Here is an 18,947-nt window from a genome sequence, read left to right as displayed (position 1 = left end):
AGGCTCCCGGGTGTGCCTCCGGCTGTCTGGACGGGATTTTACAACAAGAATAACAATAAAATAACGAACAGATATGAGTAATACACAATACGCTGTCTGCCACCTGCAACGTGGCAGCGGTAATGACAGTGGAATGTCATGCCATATAGAAAGAAAGGATGCCAAGGGAAAGATTTATGTGCCGGTTAATGCCGATGCGGACCGGACACATCTCAACCGTGAGTTGGTCAGATTTCCCGATGGCGTGTCCAATCGCACCGAGGCGATACAGTGCCGCATCGAGACAGCCGGGCTACGCCGCAAAGTCAGCAAGAACCAGACAAAGGCAATACGCGTAATGCTGACCGGAACGCATGAGCAGATGATGGAAATTGCCAATGACGGCAAACTGGACAGTTGGATCGATGCCAATCTCAAATGGCTAAAGGAAACCTTTGGTGATGACAACCTTGTGTCCTGCGTGCTGCATATGGACGAGAAGACCCCACACCTGCACGCCACAGTCGTACCCATTGTAACCGGTGAGCGTATCCGCAGGAAGCGGGAGGGCGAAAAGAAATATGAAACGAAGTCCGGACCCCGTCTGTCGGCGGATGACGTGATGCGTCGTACCAAATTGCATGAATACCAGAACAGCTATGCCAAGGCCATGAAACCGTTCGGGTTGCAGCGTGGAATTGTCGGTTCTACCGCCAAGCATCAGGTTAACTCGGAATATTACAGGCAGCAGGTAATCCAGTATGAAGAGGATATAGCCAAGTTGCAGGCCGATGTGGAGAAGGCGCAAGAAGGCAGGAGCACCATCCTCGCATGGTTCGGCAAGGGAGACCTTTCCAAGGCAAAGAAGGAACTGGCTGACAAGAACAGGCTGATAGCCGAACTCAATAAACAGATTGAGGAACTTCAGGCAGAAAAGGCTCGGTTGCAGGAACAACATAAATCAGAAATCGGAAAACTGCGAAACGGCTATCAAAAAGAAATAGACAAGGCCATTCATCAGGCGGAAGCAGCAGAACGGCAATTCAAGGAGAAGGATGCACTCATAGACAGGCAGCGAAAGCAGATAAGTTTGCTTGACCGCAAGGCCAATCCCCAACGTTACAGCCTCTCGTCCGGTGCCGAGCTTGTACGTATCAATGTCTCAAACTATCGGAATCCGTCGCTCCACATCTGGACACGGGTCGGTGATGAACTTTTTGAGAACATCAAATTCCAGATAGACTATGATGTGGCTCAAAGACATTTCAACGGCCAGATCACGGACGAGGAGTTTGTCAATGCTGTATTCGATCCGCAGGAACAGGTGAACGAGATACAGGCACAGTTGCTTGGGGCGGCATTCACGCTTGCTTTCGGTGGGCCGGCAGAGGTTCATGTCGGGACAGGAACTGGTGGCTCATCGTCTGACCTTCCGTGGAATGATAACGTAGCAAAGAAGCATACTTCGATTAAACGAAGATAGTCGATTTATAGTAAATACATTTATTGCAAATTCATATCTATACATACAAGTGTTTGCTATATTTTATGTACCTTTGTAGTCAAAAACTGACAATTCTTAACCGAAAAAGTCAGCACAGAAACAAAGATCATTTAGTTTACAAAAATAGTATTGATGTTTTGTAATGGGAGGACTTTTAACATTCAGAGTCGGAAACTTTGACACAACAGCAGAACGTGAGCAGTTTCGGTTTCTCTGTGAGCAACTCAAAGCTCACTATGAGGATTCGAATGAATTCTGTGTGTTCGCAGGCAACTATAATATTGGATGTGAGTTAGATGCCCTCTTTATAAAGAAGGACGCTATTATTTCTATAGAATTCAAAAATTATGGAGGTAATGTTGTTGCCAATGAAAATGGAGAATGGACATACAATGGTAAAATTATTAAGGGAGGTTCGAGAAAGACTGTTCTTCAACAAGCTAGGATAAATCATTCCACGGTAAAGAAAGAACTTAAAGTCTTAGGTGTTGAAAAGAACCAAATCAAGGATGTGCCACACCTTATTATTTTCCATCAACCAATAGAGTTGGAGAACAATTTAAGTGCCACCAACAGGTCTTGGCTTCACATTACTGATAGCGAACATTTCATTGAAAAGTTGGATGACATCACTTGTCCTCACACCGACCTTGACCCACTCGGAATCGTTAAACTTGCGGAAACTCTCAACCTAAATCCCTTCTACCTGACGGAATTCAGCAATGCTACTTATGATAAACCAGCAGAGCCAATTGAGAAAATAGAGTTGTTCAAAGATATAAAGAAGTACGAGCCCCACACTGAAGAGAAAAAACAAAAGAAAAAAGAGATAATGTTAAACTTTGATTCTTTTGTTGTCGAGGACGAAAATAGTATTGCACTTTCGAATTTTGTGAAAAGGATAGTAAAATTATCGCTCAAGCTCGACAATTTTACAGTCAAGGTGCTTGACAGCACAAGGGCATCTTCATCTTTTGCAGCACACGGAATAAGGTTAACTCAAGAATATGTTGTGACAATAAATGCAGATGGCATCGGTGAACATTGTGCAAAACTCGCAAAGTTCACTAATCATGCTGTTAAAGCCATTTCACCTTCTACAATCTTTTGGGAAGAAGGCGAGAGAATTGCAACCGAAGGAGACAATTCATCTGGTGTTGTCGAAGAACATCAATCAAAAGAACTGTCAAATACTAATTCGAACGTTTGTTTCCGAAAATCAAAAACGGTTCTGCCACATTGGCTTGACAAAAAGATTTTCAATGAACATCAAGCTATTTATGCTCCAGAGCATGAGCGTTATGAGTATAATCTTGATCTCAACGAAGAAGAACTTAAAGTTTATCTTGGTACTTACTTTCCTCGCAGTTATGCAGAGATGTTTTGTATTGCTGATAATCTTTTGCAGAATAAATGCCTGAAGAAAACGTTGGAACAAGATGAGATTAGTGTATTGGATTACGGTTGCGGTACAGGTGGGGAAATTCTTGGCTTGATTACAGCAATTGGAAGACATTTACCTCATACAAAGATAAACATCACAGCAATAGATGGCAATGATGGTGCTTTAGCCATACTCAAGGATTTAGTAGAGTGTAACCCTAATAAAAATATACAAGTCGAACTAAGTATATTTAGCCAGACGTTAGGCACAATTGAAGACGTGGAAAAACTTGCATTCGGAAAGAACGATTATCATTTTATCCTCTGTGACAAGATGGTTTGTGAGTTAATTTCTAAAAAAGTCCTACCAACAAATGCATATGCAATAATGGCAAAGAAACTTACGGCTTTTCTTCATGAAAACGGTTTGCTTATAATGCTTGATGTAACAACTAAAGACGAGCATTCAGGATACTTCTATCCTCAATTGATGAATAATGCAATAAATGACTATGTCCGTAAAAGCAGAACCATTGAGACGCTTTTACCATTGTCGTGTGCTTGTCATGATGGATGTAGAAACTTTTGCTTTATGCAGCAAACATTCAACGTAAGTCATTCTCACAAATCAAATGACGAAAGCAGGGTGTGTTATCGAGTGCTGTGTAAGAAACCTCTTAAGACAGCTATCATGCAAGGGATGGAAACAGCAAACCTTATCCACGTCATACACTCCACCAAATACAAGCAAAATGATGATTGGGCAATTTGCTGCCATTCAAAAAACAATGAAATAATAATTGATAGTTTTAACATAAATCTATAAATCTAATCATGGCTAAGAGAAGTTTTTACGTTAAAGATTCCGAACTTGATGATTACCAGGTAAAGGTGATTAACAAGAAAACAGATAACTCCTACATTGTTAAGGGTTGTGCAGGTAGTGGAAAGTCCATTCTTGCCTTGTGGAAGGCAAAACAGATACAAGATGAGCATAAGGGTACCTATCTTTACATTGTGTTCACTAAAGCACTAATGCAATATATGGCTGATGGCATTTCACAGGTAGGTATTCCACAACGAAATGTTGATTATCATTGGCATTGGCAGAATAGAGCTGGATGTCCAAGTGCTGATTATATTATTGTGGATGAAGCACAAGATTTTTCCAAAGAGGATATAGAACTATTCCGTTCTAAGGCAAAAAAAGCATTATTGTTGTATGGTGATTCGGCTCAACAACTTTATACTTTTATTAAAGATAAGCAAACTGTTTCAATGGAGGATATACAGTATTTTACTAAGTTCCCTGTCGAACAGCTTGTGTTCAATCATCGATTACCCAAAAAGATAGCCCGTCTTGCACAGTATCTAAATTCCGAAAGTGACGAACTTGAAGAGCGTTGTACTGAAGAGGGTGTTGAAAAACCAAAGATTATCAAGTACAATAACATTACTGAACAGTATGATGCCATCATTTCGCTTATTCAAAACAAAAACATGGAGGATGTCGGCATCCTATTTAGACACAATGATGAAGTAGAGCGTGCATATGAATATTTCAAGAATCATGGTGTAAACGTTGAAGCTAAGTATGGACAGTTTATGGATCTAGATTTTTCTTCAGACAATCCAAAGATGATGACCTACCATAGTTCTAAAGGACTTCAATTTGAACATGTTTTCATTCCTGAATGTACTGTTGAAGACGATGCAAACCGAAATCCACTATATGTGGCCGTGACAAGAACCTATCGAGCTTTGTATATAATGCACTCAGGCAATCTTTCCAGTCTTTTTGATGATGTACCTACTTCGCTTTATGATACGAGTCTTACGAGTGGTCCCAAATTAACACTATGAGGTTTGTCAACTCCTAAAAAACGAGGATAATTATGAAATTATACATACCAACCTGTACTCTGAATTTCAATAACATATTGTCTTCAGAGTCAATTTCGCCCTTAGGATTTTACGCAAGACGCGGCTTTGGTAACAAACGCTTCTATCCTGTCTGCGCGAACGACAAAGAGCAAGTAATAATATTGTACAGTAAATATCCAAGGTTCGAGATTGAAGAAAATGACCTTGAGAACTATCCTATGGTTATTGAGATAGAAACTGATGACTATAAAGATGGATTCTTTGAGAAGGCTAAGGAACATGACGGAGTAGAGACCTATCTCTGCTATCATACCATCAACCTTAACCCTTTTCATTGTCGTATCTATTTTAATAGTTATCAGGAGCGTCAGGGTGTATTGTCAAAGGCAGAACAAAGCCTAGAGAATAAGTTCTATAAGCTTTATGCTCCTAATATAGATGTTAAACCCAAAGAGAAAAAAACATTTTTTGGCGTTGCCAAAGATTTATTTACTCAATCTGAAAAAGATGATTTCTTATGGAATCCTTCATATGTAAATTTCAAGATCAAGAATGAACCTATAAATGTTAGTAGAGACGTTCTGCTAGACAGAATTAAAGGTTTCATTTATTGTTATCTAATAGGTGCTAATAGCTCGGTCAGCAACGAGGTTGGCAAATTGAAAGCTTTGTCAAGAAAACTTCGTAACACGCTTTCTGCTGTTGTAAATTCTCCTGATAAAAGACCCACTCAGGCACAAGACGATGCTATCTTGAATGGAATCAGAGAGTTTAATGAAATCTATTCTTCAATAGATGAAGATACCATTTGGAACAAAAATTTATTAGAGTTAAAATTGTCTGACAATCCGCAAGGTCTTTCTACAAAAGATGCCAAGAATCTTTTGCACTACTGGGGTGTTTATGACGCATTCTGTAACAAACTTCCTCTTCGTAGAGTCTATGATGCAAACGAATTGTGGAGTTGTTTAGAGTATGTTTCCCCAGAGACGTTTTCTCGTGTCATAGACAATATGAATAGCACCATTCGTAAATTGGAAGCAAAAGATAATGCTCAACGTGAAAAGTATGCCATTGAGGAATTGCTGAATGTTGATGATAATCTGTCTTTGCATATTTTGGACACATCTTACCAAAGTTCTTTCTATAAGAACCTTATTTGCTCCCAGTTTATGGCAGAGTACAAATCTGTAATGGAAGAAAATGGCGTAGAAGAACCTTTGGCACAGGCATATAATGGAGGTATGATTCTAAGGAACATGCTTGGAGATAAATGGGACTCAAATCCTGCATCTGCTTATGTTGGAGCATTACTTAATCATTTCCAGGAGAACTCCGCCTTTGACTTATTCGCTATTGAAAATGATGTACTTTCATCGTTTGCTGCATTCTGTCAGAAAGGCGATAACATTGATCGCTTGGTAGAGTACCTTGTACAAGTAGGATTCTGTAATTATAAGTTAGCTTATGGCATCTATGGTGCCACAAGAGGTTTTACGTCTCTGCCAAAGACATTTACGTCTGTATTGATAAATGGCAATAAGGATTATTATCAATCATTTGCAAGTAATGTTTGGCGAATGCTTAATGGAATAGAAATAAAGGATGCTGTCTTACCCAAAGCGAGCAATAGTACTTCAGTTATTGTAGAAAGTCAGTTGGGATCTAAGATTATTGAGAATCAAAATAATGTAGAGTCAAAAGTTGTAAAACAGCAGAAAGTTGTTGAGGCGGTAAATAAGGCTGTTAAACTTGAAAATATAGTTCAAAGTCCTAAAGCTTTTATGTATATTTTTAGTAGTTTCTCACGTATTACTACAACTAAAGCGTACAAAGCTCTTGATGCTGTTAATTTTGCAGGAGATGAGGGTTCTTATACACCAGAACAATTCCGTAGTAAAATTTATTCGATTGTAGGTAAAGAAGGTTTAAAGACCCAAAAAGAAAATATTGATAAAGCTATAGAACTTGAGAGTAAAAGGCAAGATCCAGAAGCGTTCTTGAGCATCCTTGACAACTTCTTGAAACCAACTGATGCTGCGTATAAGAAGATTGAGAAACTGATTTCAAGTATTAAAAGTTTAAATACGACTTCGTATCCACAACCACAAGGAAATAATGTTATTTCGCAGGATGGTGTTGAAAAGCGAAACCTGAAACCAATACATCCAACATCATCTAAATTTGTAGAGGATGCAAATGTTAACTATTTTATCCTTTCAAGAAACTACCTACCTATAAAAATGCGAGAAACGCTTTCCAGAAAGGTAATAACATTTCAAAAAGGTTATGCTCCTGGTGGTAAATACTATTCTAATCCATTGGGCAACCCTATAGATAATAGATCAACCATTGATCATTTTAAGCATTGGTGTTTTTATGATAAAGGTGGTTATCCTCCTATCGTAGAGGGAACTTATGAGAATAAACAGTACTTTGAGCAGTTAATGCAAGATTTATTTAATCGTTATGCCAACAGGTAAAATTATTATCACGAACGATACAGGTGAACAAGTAGAAGCTACAGCTCCTGTCATTGTCTCTGCAAGTCGTTCAACCGATATTCCTGCTTTTTATGCCAAGTGGTTCTTCAACCGCTTGGCTAAAGGGTATTGTGCTTGGTATAACCCGTTCAACCAGCAAAAAATGTATATTTCGTTCAAAAACTGCAAGGTGGTGATTTTCTGGACAAAGAACCCAAAGCCGATCCTCCCATACCTTCATGAGCTTGACGAAAGAGAAATACACTACTATTTTCAGGTTACACTCAACGATTATGTAAAAGAAGGTTTTGAGCCTAATGTTTCGTCTGTCGAAAACAGAGTTGAGACATTCAAGAAACTTTCTGATATGATTGGTAAGGAGAAAGTAATCTGGCGTTTTGATCCTTTAATAATTACGCCAAACATTGCTCCTCGTGACCTCTTGACGCGCATTTGGCACATTGGAAATAAACTGAAAGGTTACACAAATAAGCTTGTATTCAGTTTCGTTGATGTAAAAGCATATCGCAAGGTTCAAAACAATCTTGTTAAGGAAAGTATGCTCTTTACAAAGGAGAATGTGGAGAATGCCGAAGCCAACCTTGCTCAACGAATAGAAATTGTAGAAGGTCTTCAAAAGATTCGTGAAGCTTGGCACAAAGATGGTTGGGATGTTGAAATCGCCACTTGTGCTGAAGATATTGACCTTGAAAAATACGGGATAGAACACAATCGTTGCATTGATGGCGAATTGATGAAACGCATTTTTGCTGACGATAAGGAACTTGTCTATTATCTACATACATTGAAATTACCAGAAAAAGACTTGTTTGGTAATTTGCCACCAATACCAGAAAAGGTGCGTAATGTAAAGGATACAGGGCAACGTAAGGTATGTGGATGTATGATCAGCAAAGACATCGGCATGTATAATACTTGCCGTCATTTCTGTGTCTACTGCTATGCCAATACAAGTAAAGAATGCGTCATCAGAAATGCTGAGAAACATAATGATGAAAGTGAAAGTATAATTGGGTAATTATGCAAGAGTCAGAACTACAACAATATCTCCTTCGCAACTATCCACAAGAGAATGCTCGTTGCGAATGGAAGGAATTCAAGAATTTGAAGAACTCATTCTGTGGGGATGAGAAAAACGATATCATCTCATATGTGTCGGCTATTGCCAATATGGGAGGAGGACATTTAGTGATAGGGGTACATGACAGTTCTTTGGAAATTGTCGGGACTGATACCTATAACTATGACCGGCAAAAGGCAATTCTTCGTTTAACGGAACGCTGTATCAATCTTTCGACAGAAGGTCTTGATATTGAAGAGTTTGTTACCGATGACACTAACAAGAAGGTTTGGGTAGTCCATATTCCCAAGCATCGTCCCAAATTGCCTGTTTACGCTCATAACAAAGCATGGCAGCGAATTGAAGATTCTCTTGTAGAGTTGACCACAGAACGCATGAATGTCATTCTTGATGAGCCAATATTTGGCGAAACAGATTGGTCTGCACAGATTGTTCCTGATGCAACGATAGATGACCTTGACGAAGTTGCTATAGCTAAAGCCCGCAAAATGTTTAAAAAGGTACATAGTCGTATTCCCGAATCAGAGGTAAATGCTTGGGATATTCAGACATTTCTTGGCAAATGCGGACTGACAAGAAATGGAAGCATCACTCGTGCCGCTATCATATTGTTGGGCAAATACGAATCAGCCTTTAAACTGCGTCCTGTTGTCGCTCAGGTAACTTGGACACGCAGGGATGCAAATCAAGATGTGGTGGACTACGAACATTTCACTGTTCCATTCATACTGACAGTAGATGAAATTCTCTCAAAGATTGAAAATCTGACTTTGCGTGAAATGCCTGGTGGTACGCTTTTCCCAGATACAATGAAACAGTATGATGACTACACTATACGCGAAGCACTTCATAACTGCATTGCTCATCAAGATTACACGATGCAACAGCGTGTCAATTTCGTTGAGAATCCCGGCTACCTATATTATTCCAACGCCGGTACTTTCATCCCCGGAACTTTGGAAAATGCTTTGAGAAATGAGGAATCTCAGACCTATTTCCGCAATGAATGCCTATGCAAGGCAATGGTGGACTTCAATATGATTGATACCGTAAGTCGTGGCATCAAGAAAATGTTTAATGAACAATGGCGCAGACACTTTCCGATGCCGGACTACGAGATTGATGCGGCAAAAAAGAAAGTTGTAGTACGCATATATGGTAACGAGATCAATAAACGATATACGGATTTATTGAAGACTGACAACACTCTATCATTATGGGATTGCATATCTCTCGATGCTGTGCAGAAAGGCAGATTCATACATGAAGATGTTGCAAAAGACTTGCTGAACAGGGGACTTATTGAGGGCGATGCTCCCAATTATACAATTTCTTTAGGAGTTGCTAAAGCCACTCGTCAATTGCAAGGTTACACCAAGCAAAAAGGACTTGATAAGGACAAAATTAAACAGATGGTTTTGCAATATCTTAAGAATGCTGGATCAGATGGAGCCAAACGTGATGGCATCTACGAATACATCAAAGATGTAATGCCTAGCAATAAGACTGAAGAGCAAAAACTACGCAGCCTTGGTGATCTATTGAAAGTTATGAAAGCCGAGGAATTGATTAGAACAGATGGACGAAATTGGTTTATATTATAGCCAATCCGTCGAATTTCGACGAAAAGATACAGCCTATTCCGTCGAAAATGTTTAAATCCGTCGAAATTCGACGAAACACATACTGAACTCAAAAGAATAAAGACCATGTTATTAGGAGACAAAATAAAAGAGTTGAGAGAAGAACACGGTGTGCTACAAAGGCAATTGGCAGCTTTGCTTGAAATAGACACTCCAATGTTTAGCAAAATAGAACGTGGCGATAGATATGCCAAACGGAGACAAGTAATACAATTAGCTGAGTATTTCAAGATTGATAAAAATGAACTTCTTACACTATGGCTGGCAGACAAAGTATTGGATGCTATAGAAGGTGAAGACGAATTAAAGCGAAAAGCCATTGAGGTTGCACAAGAAAGAATAGGCTAATCCTCACAAATATTGGGAACTATATGGTATCATTACCACACAATTCCCAATATTAATATTTGATAATCAGATTGATGTTTTACAATATTCGGTTCAAGCGTGGAGTCGTTCGTTTATCCATCAAGAGGCATTCGGCGTGGCCCGGAAACAAATAAACAATACCCCAGTATATCGAGAACCGATATAGCTATACACGGTGATGAGTGTTCGTATTGCCATCCTTGTTTCCTAAAAATCGCCAAATTTTCTTGATAAGGATTAGCGAAACACTTTCACTAAACAATATGTCGCCATCCGCGGGGACGGCACCGCAAAGTTAGTGAATGTTTTCCAATACACAACACACTGTGGAGTATTGCCGCCGCAAAGATCGTGGAAAAGTTCTAAAATACCAATGGTACGACGCGTGCTCTTCCTTTATTACGGATGCATCCCGTCCGTTTTGCTCCGATCGGATACCTCTTCCCTGAGGGGACATTCGCCGATCGAAAAAAGCCGGGATTCCTTTCGGAACCCCGGCTCTCCATCCAAATTAACTAACCCATATATAACTATTTGACAGGTTTTTCTTCCGCCTTGACCCGGATCTTTCCGAATCCTTTGATCAGCTCCTCGGGCGAGGTCTTGGCACTGTCATAGGTCACGGTCACCTCTTTCGAGGGAACATCGACCTGAATATCCTTGATCCCCTTGCCGATTACCGGCACGTTGTTCATAATGCGGGCCGCACAGCTTTCGCAATCGATATCGACCGTGAACACCGTAGTAACGATCTCGCCCTTCTTCTGCGGCGTCTTCGCTTCCACGGCGAACACCCCGCATCCCAATACTGCCACGAGGCAGCACAAAATCATTTTTTTCATCGTCGTATAACTAATTTAATTCGTTCTTTCAATCAATAAAAATTGATACGCAATCCCGCATAAAACTTGCGCCCCATCAGAGGTCCCCAGATCACCGACGAGTTGAAACCCGCCGAGAAAGGATCGTCCGCATTCAGAATCGGGTGCTTCTGCTTATAATCGAGAATGTTCTCGCAGCCCACGTAAATATCGAACTTGCCGACTTTGCGGGTCACCTGCGCGAAGAACATCGGATACGTCGGCGACATCTCGGAATCGGCCAGGTCGCCCGTCTGGGTCGGCAGGCGCGAAGGACCGTTGAGCTGAGCCGTCACATCGAACACCCAGCGGTTGTAGCGGGTCGAATACTGCAAGTTGAGCAGCGCCTTGTAACGGCTTACCAGCGGACGCTCCACGAGCGCCGTACTGCCGTCCGGACGATCGATCGTCATACGGCTGTTCGTATAGCGGTACGTAGCGAAAATATCGAACCGCTCCACCGGAGTCCACGAAAAATCGACCTGATAAGTATCGGTAAAGGAGCGTTTGTCCGAGCTGTAAATATAAATGTCGTTCGGCGAATACTCCTGATCGGCAATCACCGAATTATAAAATTGCGTGCGGAAGTAGTCGAAACTCAACGTCGCGTCCTCCTCTTTCACGAGCGTGAAAATCTGCGTCAGGCTACCGCCTGCGGTGAGGGCTTTCTCCATCCGGTTGAGCGCTTTGAAATTGCCCGCACCGCCGTCTGCGACCATCCAGGTCGTATATCCCCCGTAAGCAGAGCCGGGATTGAGAGGTCCGCGCACAGCGGCGGCTCCCGCCGAAAGAGCCGTCGGTCTTTCGAACGTAATATGCCGTCCCGTAGCCAAAACGCCGATATTATCGGTGATGACGTTGGTCGAACGATAACCCAGCCCGGCCGAACCGCGCAGGATCGTCGTCGGGGTGATGTTCCACTTGATATGACCGCGCGGAGTAACGTAGAACTTATCGTAATAACCGTTGTAGTCCCCGCGTATGCCCGCAACTACGGAGAGCTTGTCCTTGATCGTGTAGGTATATTCGGCATAGGCGCCTACCTCGTTCTCCTGACGGTCGAGATTCCAGGCTCCGGCGGCATCCAGCCACGGCGTCGGGTTGAGCAGCGACTCGTCAAGGAATTGCAGATGCGACTGCACGCCGACGATCAGCGAATGACGGAAGGAGAAATAGTGGTTGTACATCATGTTCAGCGAAACCATGTTGTCCGTACCGTCGTAATCGTTGAGCCCGAAGTAGGCCCGTTCGCGGAAGCGGTCGTAATCGGCCACGAAAGCGATGTTCGAACGAAGCTCGTCCTGCTGGTCCTCGTCATAGACACCGGGACCGACCGGCATACCGAATTTGAAGTAGGCGTTCAGCTCGCGGTTCTTGATCTGCGAGCCGTACATGGCCCCCTTGTCCCAGTCGGTATCCATCTCTTCACGCATCGAAGCCTTGTAGTGCTTCTGACCGCTCAAGCGATTTTCCGCCAGATACTTGAAGCCCCACCGCACCTGCGCTCCGTTGTCAGCCGTATAAAGCCAGCGGTTTGCAACCGCTCCCAGGCGGGTTTTCGGCAGATCCATAAATCCGTCGCCGTTGTCGTCCATGTCGCCCAGCAAATGAGTATCCAACGATCCGTGCAACAGGAGGATCGTCGATAATTTCTTATCCTTGGTTACAGGAAGCGCCGTCGAAAGGTTCAGCTCGGGACGCAGTTCGTCGTCAAGGTAGAAGTTGATGAACAGCCGCTCGTCGTCGGTCGGTTTGCGGTGCTCGAGGTTGATCTGTCCGGTGATGGCCTCATGTCCGGCAGTCACGGACGAAATACCCTTCGACACCTGGATCGAATTGAGCCACATGCCCGGCGTATAGCTCAGGCCGTAGGGAGCACTCAAACCGCGCATGATCGGACGGTTTTCGTCCAATATTTGCGTGTAAGTGCCGGCCAAACCGAGCATCTTGATCTGACGCGCACCCGAAATGGCGTCGCTGTAACCGACTGTCACCGAAGCGGAGTTCTCGAAACTCTCGGCCAGGTTGCAACAAGCCATCTTGCAGAGGCCCGCGAAGGAGATCATCTCCCCTTTGAGAATGCCGTCCCGCTTCACGTAGTTACCGCCCAGCGTACTGTTCACCACGACCTCCTCGAGTTCCACCCCGTCGTTCGACAGACGAAAATCGACCCGCTCCACGCCGCTCTCGACGCGAATCGTATCGCTGGTATATCCGACGAAGCCGGCGACCAGCATATCGTATCCCTTAACCCGGTGTATGGTATAATTTCCTTCGGCATCGGCACCGGTTCCCACCGTCGTTCCGGCCCAGTACACCGATGCACCGATCAGCGGCTCGTCCGTGTCGGCTCCATATACGACACCTTTGACATTCTGAGCCCGAGCCGCGCCGAATGCCGATGCAACAAAAAAGACTAATACTGCTAAATACTTGAATTTCATTTGATTTTCCGTTGATTGTGTAAACATGATGCAAAAATAATATTCCATTCTTGCAATCCGGTTGCAAATCGGGCAACCGGCCTGTTGCAGGAAAAACACAGTACACGCAGGCACTGCACTTTTTCATGCGTCGTTACACGAAAACGGGAGGAGCACGCAGTCCGGAAGAGAGAAGATGGACCGTGCTATGGGCCAGACAGAGACGTTCAGAAACCGTCGCCCAATGAACGGAATCGAACGGAATCGCCGTCATCTCCGCTGCCAATATGGCAGGAAGATCGACGATCATGACCTTCGTATCACGCTCCCATTGGGAAGACGATACGGAAGTATATAGCTCCGACACCTTGGAGTGATCCACTCCGCAGCAAACGGCCTTAAAACCGGCCGAATGCGAATCGCATTCGGTATGGATGTCGCAACCCCGGCAGCATATATGCACCTCGCCTTTCTCCTGCCCCATACAGTGGCACGAAAGTACGGCGTATGCCGCTGCTCCTACCGAGAAACAGTAGGCGACCAGCAGCATCCACACGGACATATATCTGCGCAGCTTTACGCTCATTCTTCGACTAAATTACACGTTTTGAGCCGGGCGACCCACGCCTGGGCGTCGCGCTCGGCGGTTTCCGCATCCACGTCGTACTCGCCGAGGAGCAAATCGCGGACATCGTCGGTACCGAACTCACGTCCCTGCAACCGGTTCCACAACCAGAGCGAGGTTTCGTTCAATGCAATCACTTTGGTCATATCCACTCCGTAACGGCCCTGCATCACCACGATATGCTCGCCTGCCATTTCACGGACCTTATATTCCTCTTTGATTCTCATCGGTCGGTTTTCTTCTTCAACGTGCAAATATAGGAAAATATTTCGAGAAACCTAATATGACGCACTTTTTATCCCCTCCGGGCTCGGGTAAAAGCCAAAAACACTACCTTTGTGTATATGGAATCGACAGCACCGAACAGACGGCAACAGATCGCAGCGCTGCTCAAGCGCTACTGGGGGTTCGACACGTTCCGCCCCGTGCAGGAACAGGTCATCCTCTCGGTGCTCGCCGGACGCGATACGCTGGCCCTGATGCCCACGGGCGGCGGCAAGTCGCTCACCTATCAAATTCCGGGACTGGCTTCGGAGGGCGTATGCATCGTGGTCACCCCGCTGATCGCCCTGATGAAAGACCAGGTCGATCGGCTCCGCAAGCTGGGCATCCGTGCTCTGGCGATCCATTCGGGCCTGTCGGCCCGGCAGATCGACATCGACCTGGACAACTGCGTCTATGGCGACGTGAAATTCCTCTACGTCGCTCCCGAACGGCTCGCATCCGAGGCCTTCCGCCTGCGGGTGCAGCGAATGAACGTATCGCTTCTCGCCGTCGATGAGGCCCACTGCATCTCCCAATGGGGCTACGATTTCCGGCCCTCCTACCTGCGGATCGCCGAGCTGCGCGAGCGGATTCCCGGCGTCCCCGTGCTGGCTCTCACGGCCTCGGCCACACCGCGCGTCGCGGACGACATCATGGAAAAGCTGCGCTTCGCGGAACCCCATCTGCTGCGCAGCGATTTTTCGCGTCCCAACCTCTCTTATGCCGTGCGCCATACCGACGACAAAAACGAACAGCTCCTGCGGATCATCCGCAACGTCGGCGGTTCCGGCATCGTCTATGTCCGCACCCGCGAAGGAGCCGAACAGGTCGCGGCTTTCCTGCGCGACGAAGGTATCTCCGCAGAATATTATCACGGCGGGCTGGGACACGCCGAGCGCTCGATGCGGCAGGAAGCCTGGATTTCGGGGCGTACCCCCGTCATGGTCGCTACCAATGCCTTCGGGATGGGGATCGACAAGCCCGACGTCCGCTACGTGGTACATTATACGATGTGCGACTCGCTCGAAAGCTACTATCAGGAGGCCGGACGTGCCGGACGCGACGGGCGGCGCAGCTATGCCGTATTGCTGATTTCTTCCGACGATGCGGGACGCATCGCCAAACGCTTCGAAGCAGACTACCCGCCGCTCGAAAAGATCCGTTCGATCTACGAAAAAATCTGCAGCTACCTCCAGATCGCCATCGGCGACGGAGCGCAAAGTTCCTTTCTATTCAACCTGCGCGATTTCTGCACCCGGGAACACCTCTATACGGGTCTGGTACAGAACGCCCTGAAGATCCTGAGTCAGAACGGCTACATGACCCTCCTGGACGAAGCGGCCAACCCCGCGCGCATCCTCTTCTGCGTCAGCCGCGACGATCTCTACCGCCTGCGGGTGATCCGCGACGATCTGGACCACATCATCCGTGTTCTGCTGCGTCTGTACGAAGGGGTTTTCACCGACTTCCGCCCCATCGACGAAACGGAAATAGCGACCTGGAGCGGCTATACGCCCGAAAAGGTGCACGACCTGCTGAAACGGCTCTGGCAACTGCGCGTGATCCGCTACATCCCCTCGAACCGCTCGCCGCTCCTCTACATGGACGAAGAACGGCTCCCCACCGCCGATCTCTACATCTCCCCCGAATCGTACCAGCAGCGCCGGAAACAGACCCGCGAACGATTCGAGCGGATGCTCGCCTACGCCACGGCGGAAACCGGCTGCCGCAGCTCCTTCCTGGAAGCCTATTTCGGAGTGCCGGAGCCCCGGGAGTGCGGCATCTGCGACCTCTGCCTCGCCCGCAAACGCGCCGCCCGCGCTCCGCAGGCGGAAGCCTCGAAAAAGACCGTTCTGGAGCTGCTCCGCAACGACGCTCTCGATCCCCGGGAAATCGTCGCTGCACTCCGATCCGATCCGGCACAAATCGCCGAGCTCCTGCGCAAATTGAGCGGCGAAGGCAAAATTTCCATACTCCCGGATGGAAAAGTCACGATTAATCGGTAACTTTGCGCGATTTCATGAACAAACCGATCACATTTCAAAATAGCATCAGCAACGAGGAGGCCGCTCTGCTTCCGGCCATCGAATTCCGGGGCCCGATCGTCGTCGTGGACTCGGAACCGAGGCTCAGGGAGGCCTGCCGCTACCTGGCGGCACAGCCCGTCATCGGGTTCGACACCGAAACCCGGCCTTCGTTCCGGGCGGGCGTCGTCAATCGGGTCGCACTGCTGCAACTCTCCTCGCCGGAACAGAGCTTCCTGTTCCGGCTCTGCAAGATTCCTCTCGACAAAGCCATCGTCAAAATCCTCGAAAACAAGGAGATCCTGAAAATCGGCGCCGATGTAAAGGGCGACCTGCGGGCACTGCACAACATCCGGCACTTTCAGGAAGCGGGCTTCGTGGATCTTCAGGAGCTCGCCGGAGAGTGGGGCATCGAAGAGAAAAGCCTGCGCAAACTTTCGGCGATCGTACTCGGCCAGCGGGTATCCAAAGCCCAGCGCCTGAGCAACTGGGAAGCCGCACAACTCACCGACAAGCAGCAGTTCTACGCCGCAACGGACGCCTGGGTCTGCACGCGTATCTACGACCGGCTGCTGCACACACCCAAACCAAAGAAAACGAAGAAATGATCCCGCAAATACACCTCCGACGCGGCAAGGAAGAGTCGTTGCTGCGCCGCCATCCCTGGATTTTCTCGGGCGCGATCGAATCCGTCCGTTACGACGGAAACGAAATCCCCGAAGGTGCCCTCGTCGATGTCTATACCCGTTCGGGCGACTTCATCGCCCGGGGACATTACCAGATCGGTTCGATCGCCGTGCGGGTGCTCACCTTCGAACAGGAACCGATCGACACGGCCTGGTGGCAGCGGATGATCTCCACCGCACTCGACGTGCGCCGCACGCTCGGGCTCACGGATGCCCCCGACACCACCTGCTACCGTCTGGTTCACGGCGAGGGGGACTCCCTGCCGGGACTCGTCGTCGATATTTACGACACGACCGCCGTGATTCAATGTCACTCGGTGGGCATGTACCACGCCCGCCTGACAATCGCCGATGCGATCCGAACGGTTTACGGCGACCGGATTACCGCCATCTACGACAAAAGTTCCCAAACCGTACCGTTCAAGGCCGGCCTGAATCCCGTGGACGGGTACCTTTACGGCAAAACGGGAGGAATGCCCCGCACCGTGCTCGAAAACGGCGAAAAATTCCTGGTCAATTGGGAAGAGGGGCAGAAAACGGGCTTCTTTATCGACCAGCGCTTCAACCGCGAACTGGTACGCCGCTACGCCCGAGGACGCACGGTCCTCAATACCTTCTGCTACACGGGCGGATTTTCGGTATATGCTCTTGCGGGCGGGGCACGCGAAGTATGCTCGATCGACTCCTCGGAGCGGGCCGTCGCCCTGGCCGACGCCAACGTTCGGCTCAACTTCGGAGAAGAGGCTCCCCACACTTCGCTGGCCGTCGATGCCGTCGAATACCTCAAGGACATCGGCGACCGGTACGACATGATCATCCTCGACCCGCCGGCCTTCGCCAAGCACCACAAAGTGCTGGGCAATGCCATGCAGGGCTACAAGCGGCTCAATGCCCGGGCGCTGGCGCAGATCAAAAGCGGAGGGCTCCTCTTCACTTTCTCCTGTTCGCAGGCGGTCAGCAAGGAGTTGTTCCGCACCACGGTCTTCTCGGCCGCAGCCATCGCCGGACGCAAGGTCCGCATCCTGCACCAACTGACCCAGCCCGCCGACCATCCGATCAACATCTATCATCCCGAAGGCGAATACCTCAAGGGATTGGTACTTTACGTCGAATAAATCCGCTCTCGAACCGAATCCAAATAGTCGATATGGAACGCGAAACGATCGTCCGGGAATTTCTCGACAGACACAAAATCCGGTACGACATCTATCACCACCCGGCTTCCCCGACCATCGAAGAGGCCAAGGCACATTGGCGCGAGGACGGGTCGAAACATTGCAAAAACCTCTTCTTCCGCAACCACAAGGGCGACCGTCATTATTTGGTCTGTTTCGACTGCGACCGCTCGCTGGCGATTCACGATCTGGAACACCGACTGCGGCAGGGCAAACTCACCTTCGCCTCGCCGCAGCGCATGGAACGCTACCTAGGGCTCGAACCGGGTTCCGTGTCGCCGTTCGGCCTTATCAACGATGCGGAACACCACGTACATCTCTTTTTAGACCGTCATCTGCAAACGTGCGACAGTTTGAGTTTCCACCCCAACGATTGCCGAGCCACGGTGGTCATTTCCCGCCCCGAATTTGAACGCTACCTCTCCCTGGTCGGAAATACGTACGAATACCTCGACCTCTACGACTGACACGCCTGAAATCCACAGCGCCGTGCGAATGAAGGGGCTCTCTAACAGTCCGAATAAGTTATCACCCCTGTCAGGA

Annotated in this window: 15 protein-coding genes; 11 read left to right on the top strand and 4 right to left on the bottom strand. The window is 47.1% G+C overall.

The genetic code is table 11. From position 1 onward, the window contains the following. The first annotated feature begins 73 nt into the window (after nucleotides 1-73). From mobV to ALIPUT_RS06350, 7 genes are all read left to right on the top strand, one after another. Nucleotides 74-1,462, top strand: coding sequence for a MobV family relaxase (gene mobV, locus ALIPUT_RS06380; protein ID WP_040293546.1), 1,389 nt, complete (start codon nucleotides 74-76; stop codon nucleotides 1,460-1,462). Nucleotides 1,463-1,625: 163 nt separating this feature from the next. Continuing rightward, nucleotides 1,626-3,692: an NERD domain-containing protein gene (locus tag ALIPUT_RS06375; RefSeq protein WP_004328962.1), complete on the top strand. Its 2,067-nt coding sequence runs from the start codon at nucleotides 1,626-1,628 to the stop codon at nucleotides 3,690-3,692. An 8-nt stretch (nucleotides 3,693-3,700) separates the two neighbouring features. Continuing rightward, complete coding sequence (locus ALIPUT_RS06370; RefSeq protein ID WP_004328961.1) at nucleotides 3,701-4,729, top strand: ATP-binding domain-containing protein; 1,029 nt, start codon at nucleotides 3,701-3,703, stop codon at nucleotides 4,727-4,729. A 32-nt stretch (nucleotides 4,730-4,761) separates the two neighbouring features. After that, nucleotides 4,762-7,233 carry a hypothetical protein gene (locus tag ALIPUT_RS06365; protein WP_004328960.1) on the top strand — a complete coding sequence of 824 codons (2,472 nt, stop codon included), beginning with the start codon at nucleotides 4,762-4,764 and terminating at the stop codon, nucleotides 7,231-7,233. Further along, entirely contained in the window at nucleotides 7,220-8,272 is a 1,053-nt protein-coding gene (locus tag ALIPUT_RS06360) for a DUF1848 domain-containing protein (RefSeq protein ID WP_004328959.1), read from the top strand. The genes ALIPUT_RS06365 and ALIPUT_RS06360 overlap by 14 nt, the downstream gene beginning before the upstream one ends. Nucleotides 8,273-8,274: 2 nt before the next feature. Next, nucleotides 8,275-9,939 carry an RNA-binding domain-containing protein gene (locus tag ALIPUT_RS06355; RefSeq protein WP_004328958.1) on the top strand — a complete coding sequence of 555 codons (1,665 nt, stop codon included), beginning with the start codon at nucleotides 8,275-8,277 and terminating at the stop codon, nucleotides 9,937-9,939. A 105-nt stretch (nucleotides 9,940-10,044) separates the two neighbouring features. Further along, on the top strand, nucleotides 10,045-10,326 hold the full coding sequence (locus ALIPUT_RS06350; protein ID WP_004328957.1) for a helix-turn-helix domain-containing protein: 282 nt from the start codon (nucleotides 10,045-10,047) through the stop codon (nucleotides 10,324-10,326). A gap of 551 nt (nucleotides 10,327-10,877) precedes the next feature. On the opposite strand, the gene ALIPUT_RS06345 is transcribed toward ALIPUT_RS06350, so the two are convergent. The 4 genes from ALIPUT_RS06345 to ALIPUT_RS06330 form a co-directional block, all read right to left on the bottom strand. Then, the gene (locus ALIPUT_RS06345) at nucleotides 10,878-11,189 is read right to left on the bottom strand and encodes a heavy-metal-associated domain-containing protein (RefSeq protein ID WP_004328955.1); all 312 of its coding nucleotides are present in this window, start codon (nucleotides 11,187-11,189) and stop codon (nucleotides 10,878-10,880) included. Between the two features lie 32 nt (nucleotides 11,190-11,221). Further along, complete coding sequence (locus ALIPUT_RS06340; protein WP_022460131.1) at nucleotides 11,222-13,651, bottom strand: TonB-dependent receptor; 2,430 nt, start codon at nucleotides 13,649-13,651, stop codon at nucleotides 11,222-11,224. A gap of 133 nt (nucleotides 13,652-13,784) precedes the next feature. Then, entirely contained in the window at nucleotides 13,785-14,216 is a 432-nt protein-coding gene (locus ALIPUT_RS06335; protein ID WP_004328953.1) for a hypothetical protein, read from the bottom strand. Beyond that, entirely contained in the window at nucleotides 14,213-14,482 is a 270-nt protein-coding gene (locus tag ALIPUT_RS06330; protein WP_004328952.1) for a PqqD family protein, read from the bottom strand. The genes ALIPUT_RS06335 and ALIPUT_RS06330 overlap by 4 nt, the downstream gene beginning before the upstream one ends. Nucleotides 14,483-14,599: 117 nt before the next feature. Here ALIPUT_RS06330 and ALIPUT_RS06325 point away from each other — a divergent pair, with 117 nt between their 5' ends. Genes ALIPUT_RS06325 through ALIPUT_RS06310 form a run of 4 tightly spaced genes read left to right on the top strand, consistent with a single transcriptional unit; the run spans nucleotide 14,600 to nucleotide 18,871 of the window. Further along, on the top strand, nucleotides 14,600-16,525 hold the full coding sequence (locus tag ALIPUT_RS06325; RefSeq protein ID WP_004328951.1) for a RecQ family ATP-dependent DNA helicase: 1,926 nt from the start codon (nucleotides 14,600-14,602) through the stop codon (nucleotides 16,523-16,525). A 14-nt stretch (nucleotides 16,526-16,539) separates the two neighbouring features. Continuing rightward, entirely contained in the window at nucleotides 16,540-17,151 is a 612-nt protein-coding gene (locus tag ALIPUT_RS06320; RefSeq protein ID WP_004328950.1) for a 3'-5' exonuclease, read from the top strand. Further along, nucleotides 17,151-18,344: a class I SAM-dependent rRNA methyltransferase gene (locus ALIPUT_RS06315; RefSeq protein WP_187117652.1), complete on the top strand. Its 1,194-nt coding sequence runs from the start codon at nucleotides 17,151-17,153 to the stop codon at nucleotides 18,342-18,344. Before ALIPUT_RS06320 ends, ALIPUT_RS06315 begins: the two co-directional genes overlap by 1 nt. Nucleotides 18,345-18,376: 32 nt before the next feature. Then, nucleotides 18,377-18,871, top strand: coding sequence for a prolyl-tRNA synthetase associated domain-containing protein (locus tag ALIPUT_RS06310; protein ID WP_004328948.1), 495 nt, complete (start codon nucleotides 18,377-18,379; stop codon nucleotides 18,869-18,871). Nucleotides 18,872-18,947 lie beyond the last annotated feature (76 nt).

Source organism: Alistipes putredinis DSM 17216, assembly GCF_000154465.1.
Classification (GTDB): Bacteria; Bacteroidota; Bacteroidia; order Bacteroidales; family Rikenellaceae; genus Alistipes; species Alistipes putredinis.
Note: the sequence above shows the minus strand (reverse complement) of the source record. Positions and strands in the feature narration are given on the sequence as shown.

What these genes read in the sequence shown, in the direction of transcription:
- ALIPUT_RS06375 (WP_004328962.1), top strand. Translation starts at nt 1,626, where the DNA reads ATGGGAGGACTTTTAACATTCAGAGTCGGAAACTTTGACACAACAGCA.
- ALIPUT_RS06355 (WP_004328958.1), top strand. Translation starts at nt 8,275, where the DNA reads ATGCAAGAGTCAGAACTACAACAATATCTCCTTCGCAACTATCCACAA.
- ALIPUT_RS06335 (WP_004328953.1), bottom strand. Translation starts at nt 14,216, where the DNA reads ATGAGCGTAAAGCTGCGCAGATATATGTCCGTGTGGATGCTGCTGGTC.
- ALIPUT_RS06360 (WP_004328959.1), top strand. Translation starts at nt 7,220, where the DNA reads ATGCCAACAGGTAAAATTATTATCACGAACGATACAGGTGAACAAGTA.
- ALIPUT_RS06350 (WP_004328957.1), top strand. Translation starts at nt 10,045, where the DNA reads ATGTTATTAGGAGACAAAATAAAAGAGTTGAGAGAAGAACACGGTGTG.
- ALIPUT_RS06320 (WP_004328950.1), top strand. Translation starts at nt 16,540, where the DNA reads ATGAACAAACCGATCACATTTCAAAATAGCATCAGCAACGAGGAGGCC.
- ALIPUT_RS06345 (WP_004328955.1), bottom strand. Translation starts at nt 11,189, where the DNA reads ATGAAAAAAATGATTTTGTGCTGCCTCGTGGCAGTATTGGGATGCGGG.
- ALIPUT_RS06325 (WP_004328951.1), top strand. Translation starts at nt 14,600, where the DNA reads ATGGAATCGACAGCACCGAACAGACGGCAACAGATCGCAGCGCTGCTC.
- ALIPUT_RS06340 (WP_022460131.1), bottom strand. Translation starts at nt 13,651, where the DNA reads ATGAAATTCAAGTATTTAGCAGTATTAGTCTTTTTTGTTGCATCGGCA.
- ALIPUT_RS06310 (WP_004328948.1), top strand. Translation starts at nt 18,377, where the DNA reads ATGGAACGCGAAACGATCGTCCGGGAATTTCTCGACAGACACAAAATC.
- ALIPUT_RS06330 (WP_004328952.1), bottom strand. Translation starts at nt 14,482, where the DNA reads ATGAGAATCAAAGAGGAATATAAGGTCCGTGAAATGGCAGGCGAGCAT.
- ALIPUT_RS06365 (WP_004328960.1), top strand. Translation starts at nt 4,762, where the DNA reads ATGAAATTATACATACCAACCTGTACTCTGAATTTCAATAACATATTG.
- ALIPUT_RS06370 (WP_004328961.1), top strand. Translation starts at nt 3,701, where the DNA reads ATGGCTAAGAGAAGTTTTTACGTTAAAGATTCCGAACTTGATGATTAC.
- mobV (WP_040293546.1), top strand. Translation starts at nt 74, where the DNA reads ATGAGTAATACACAATACGCTGTCTGCCACCTGCAACGTGGCAGCGGT.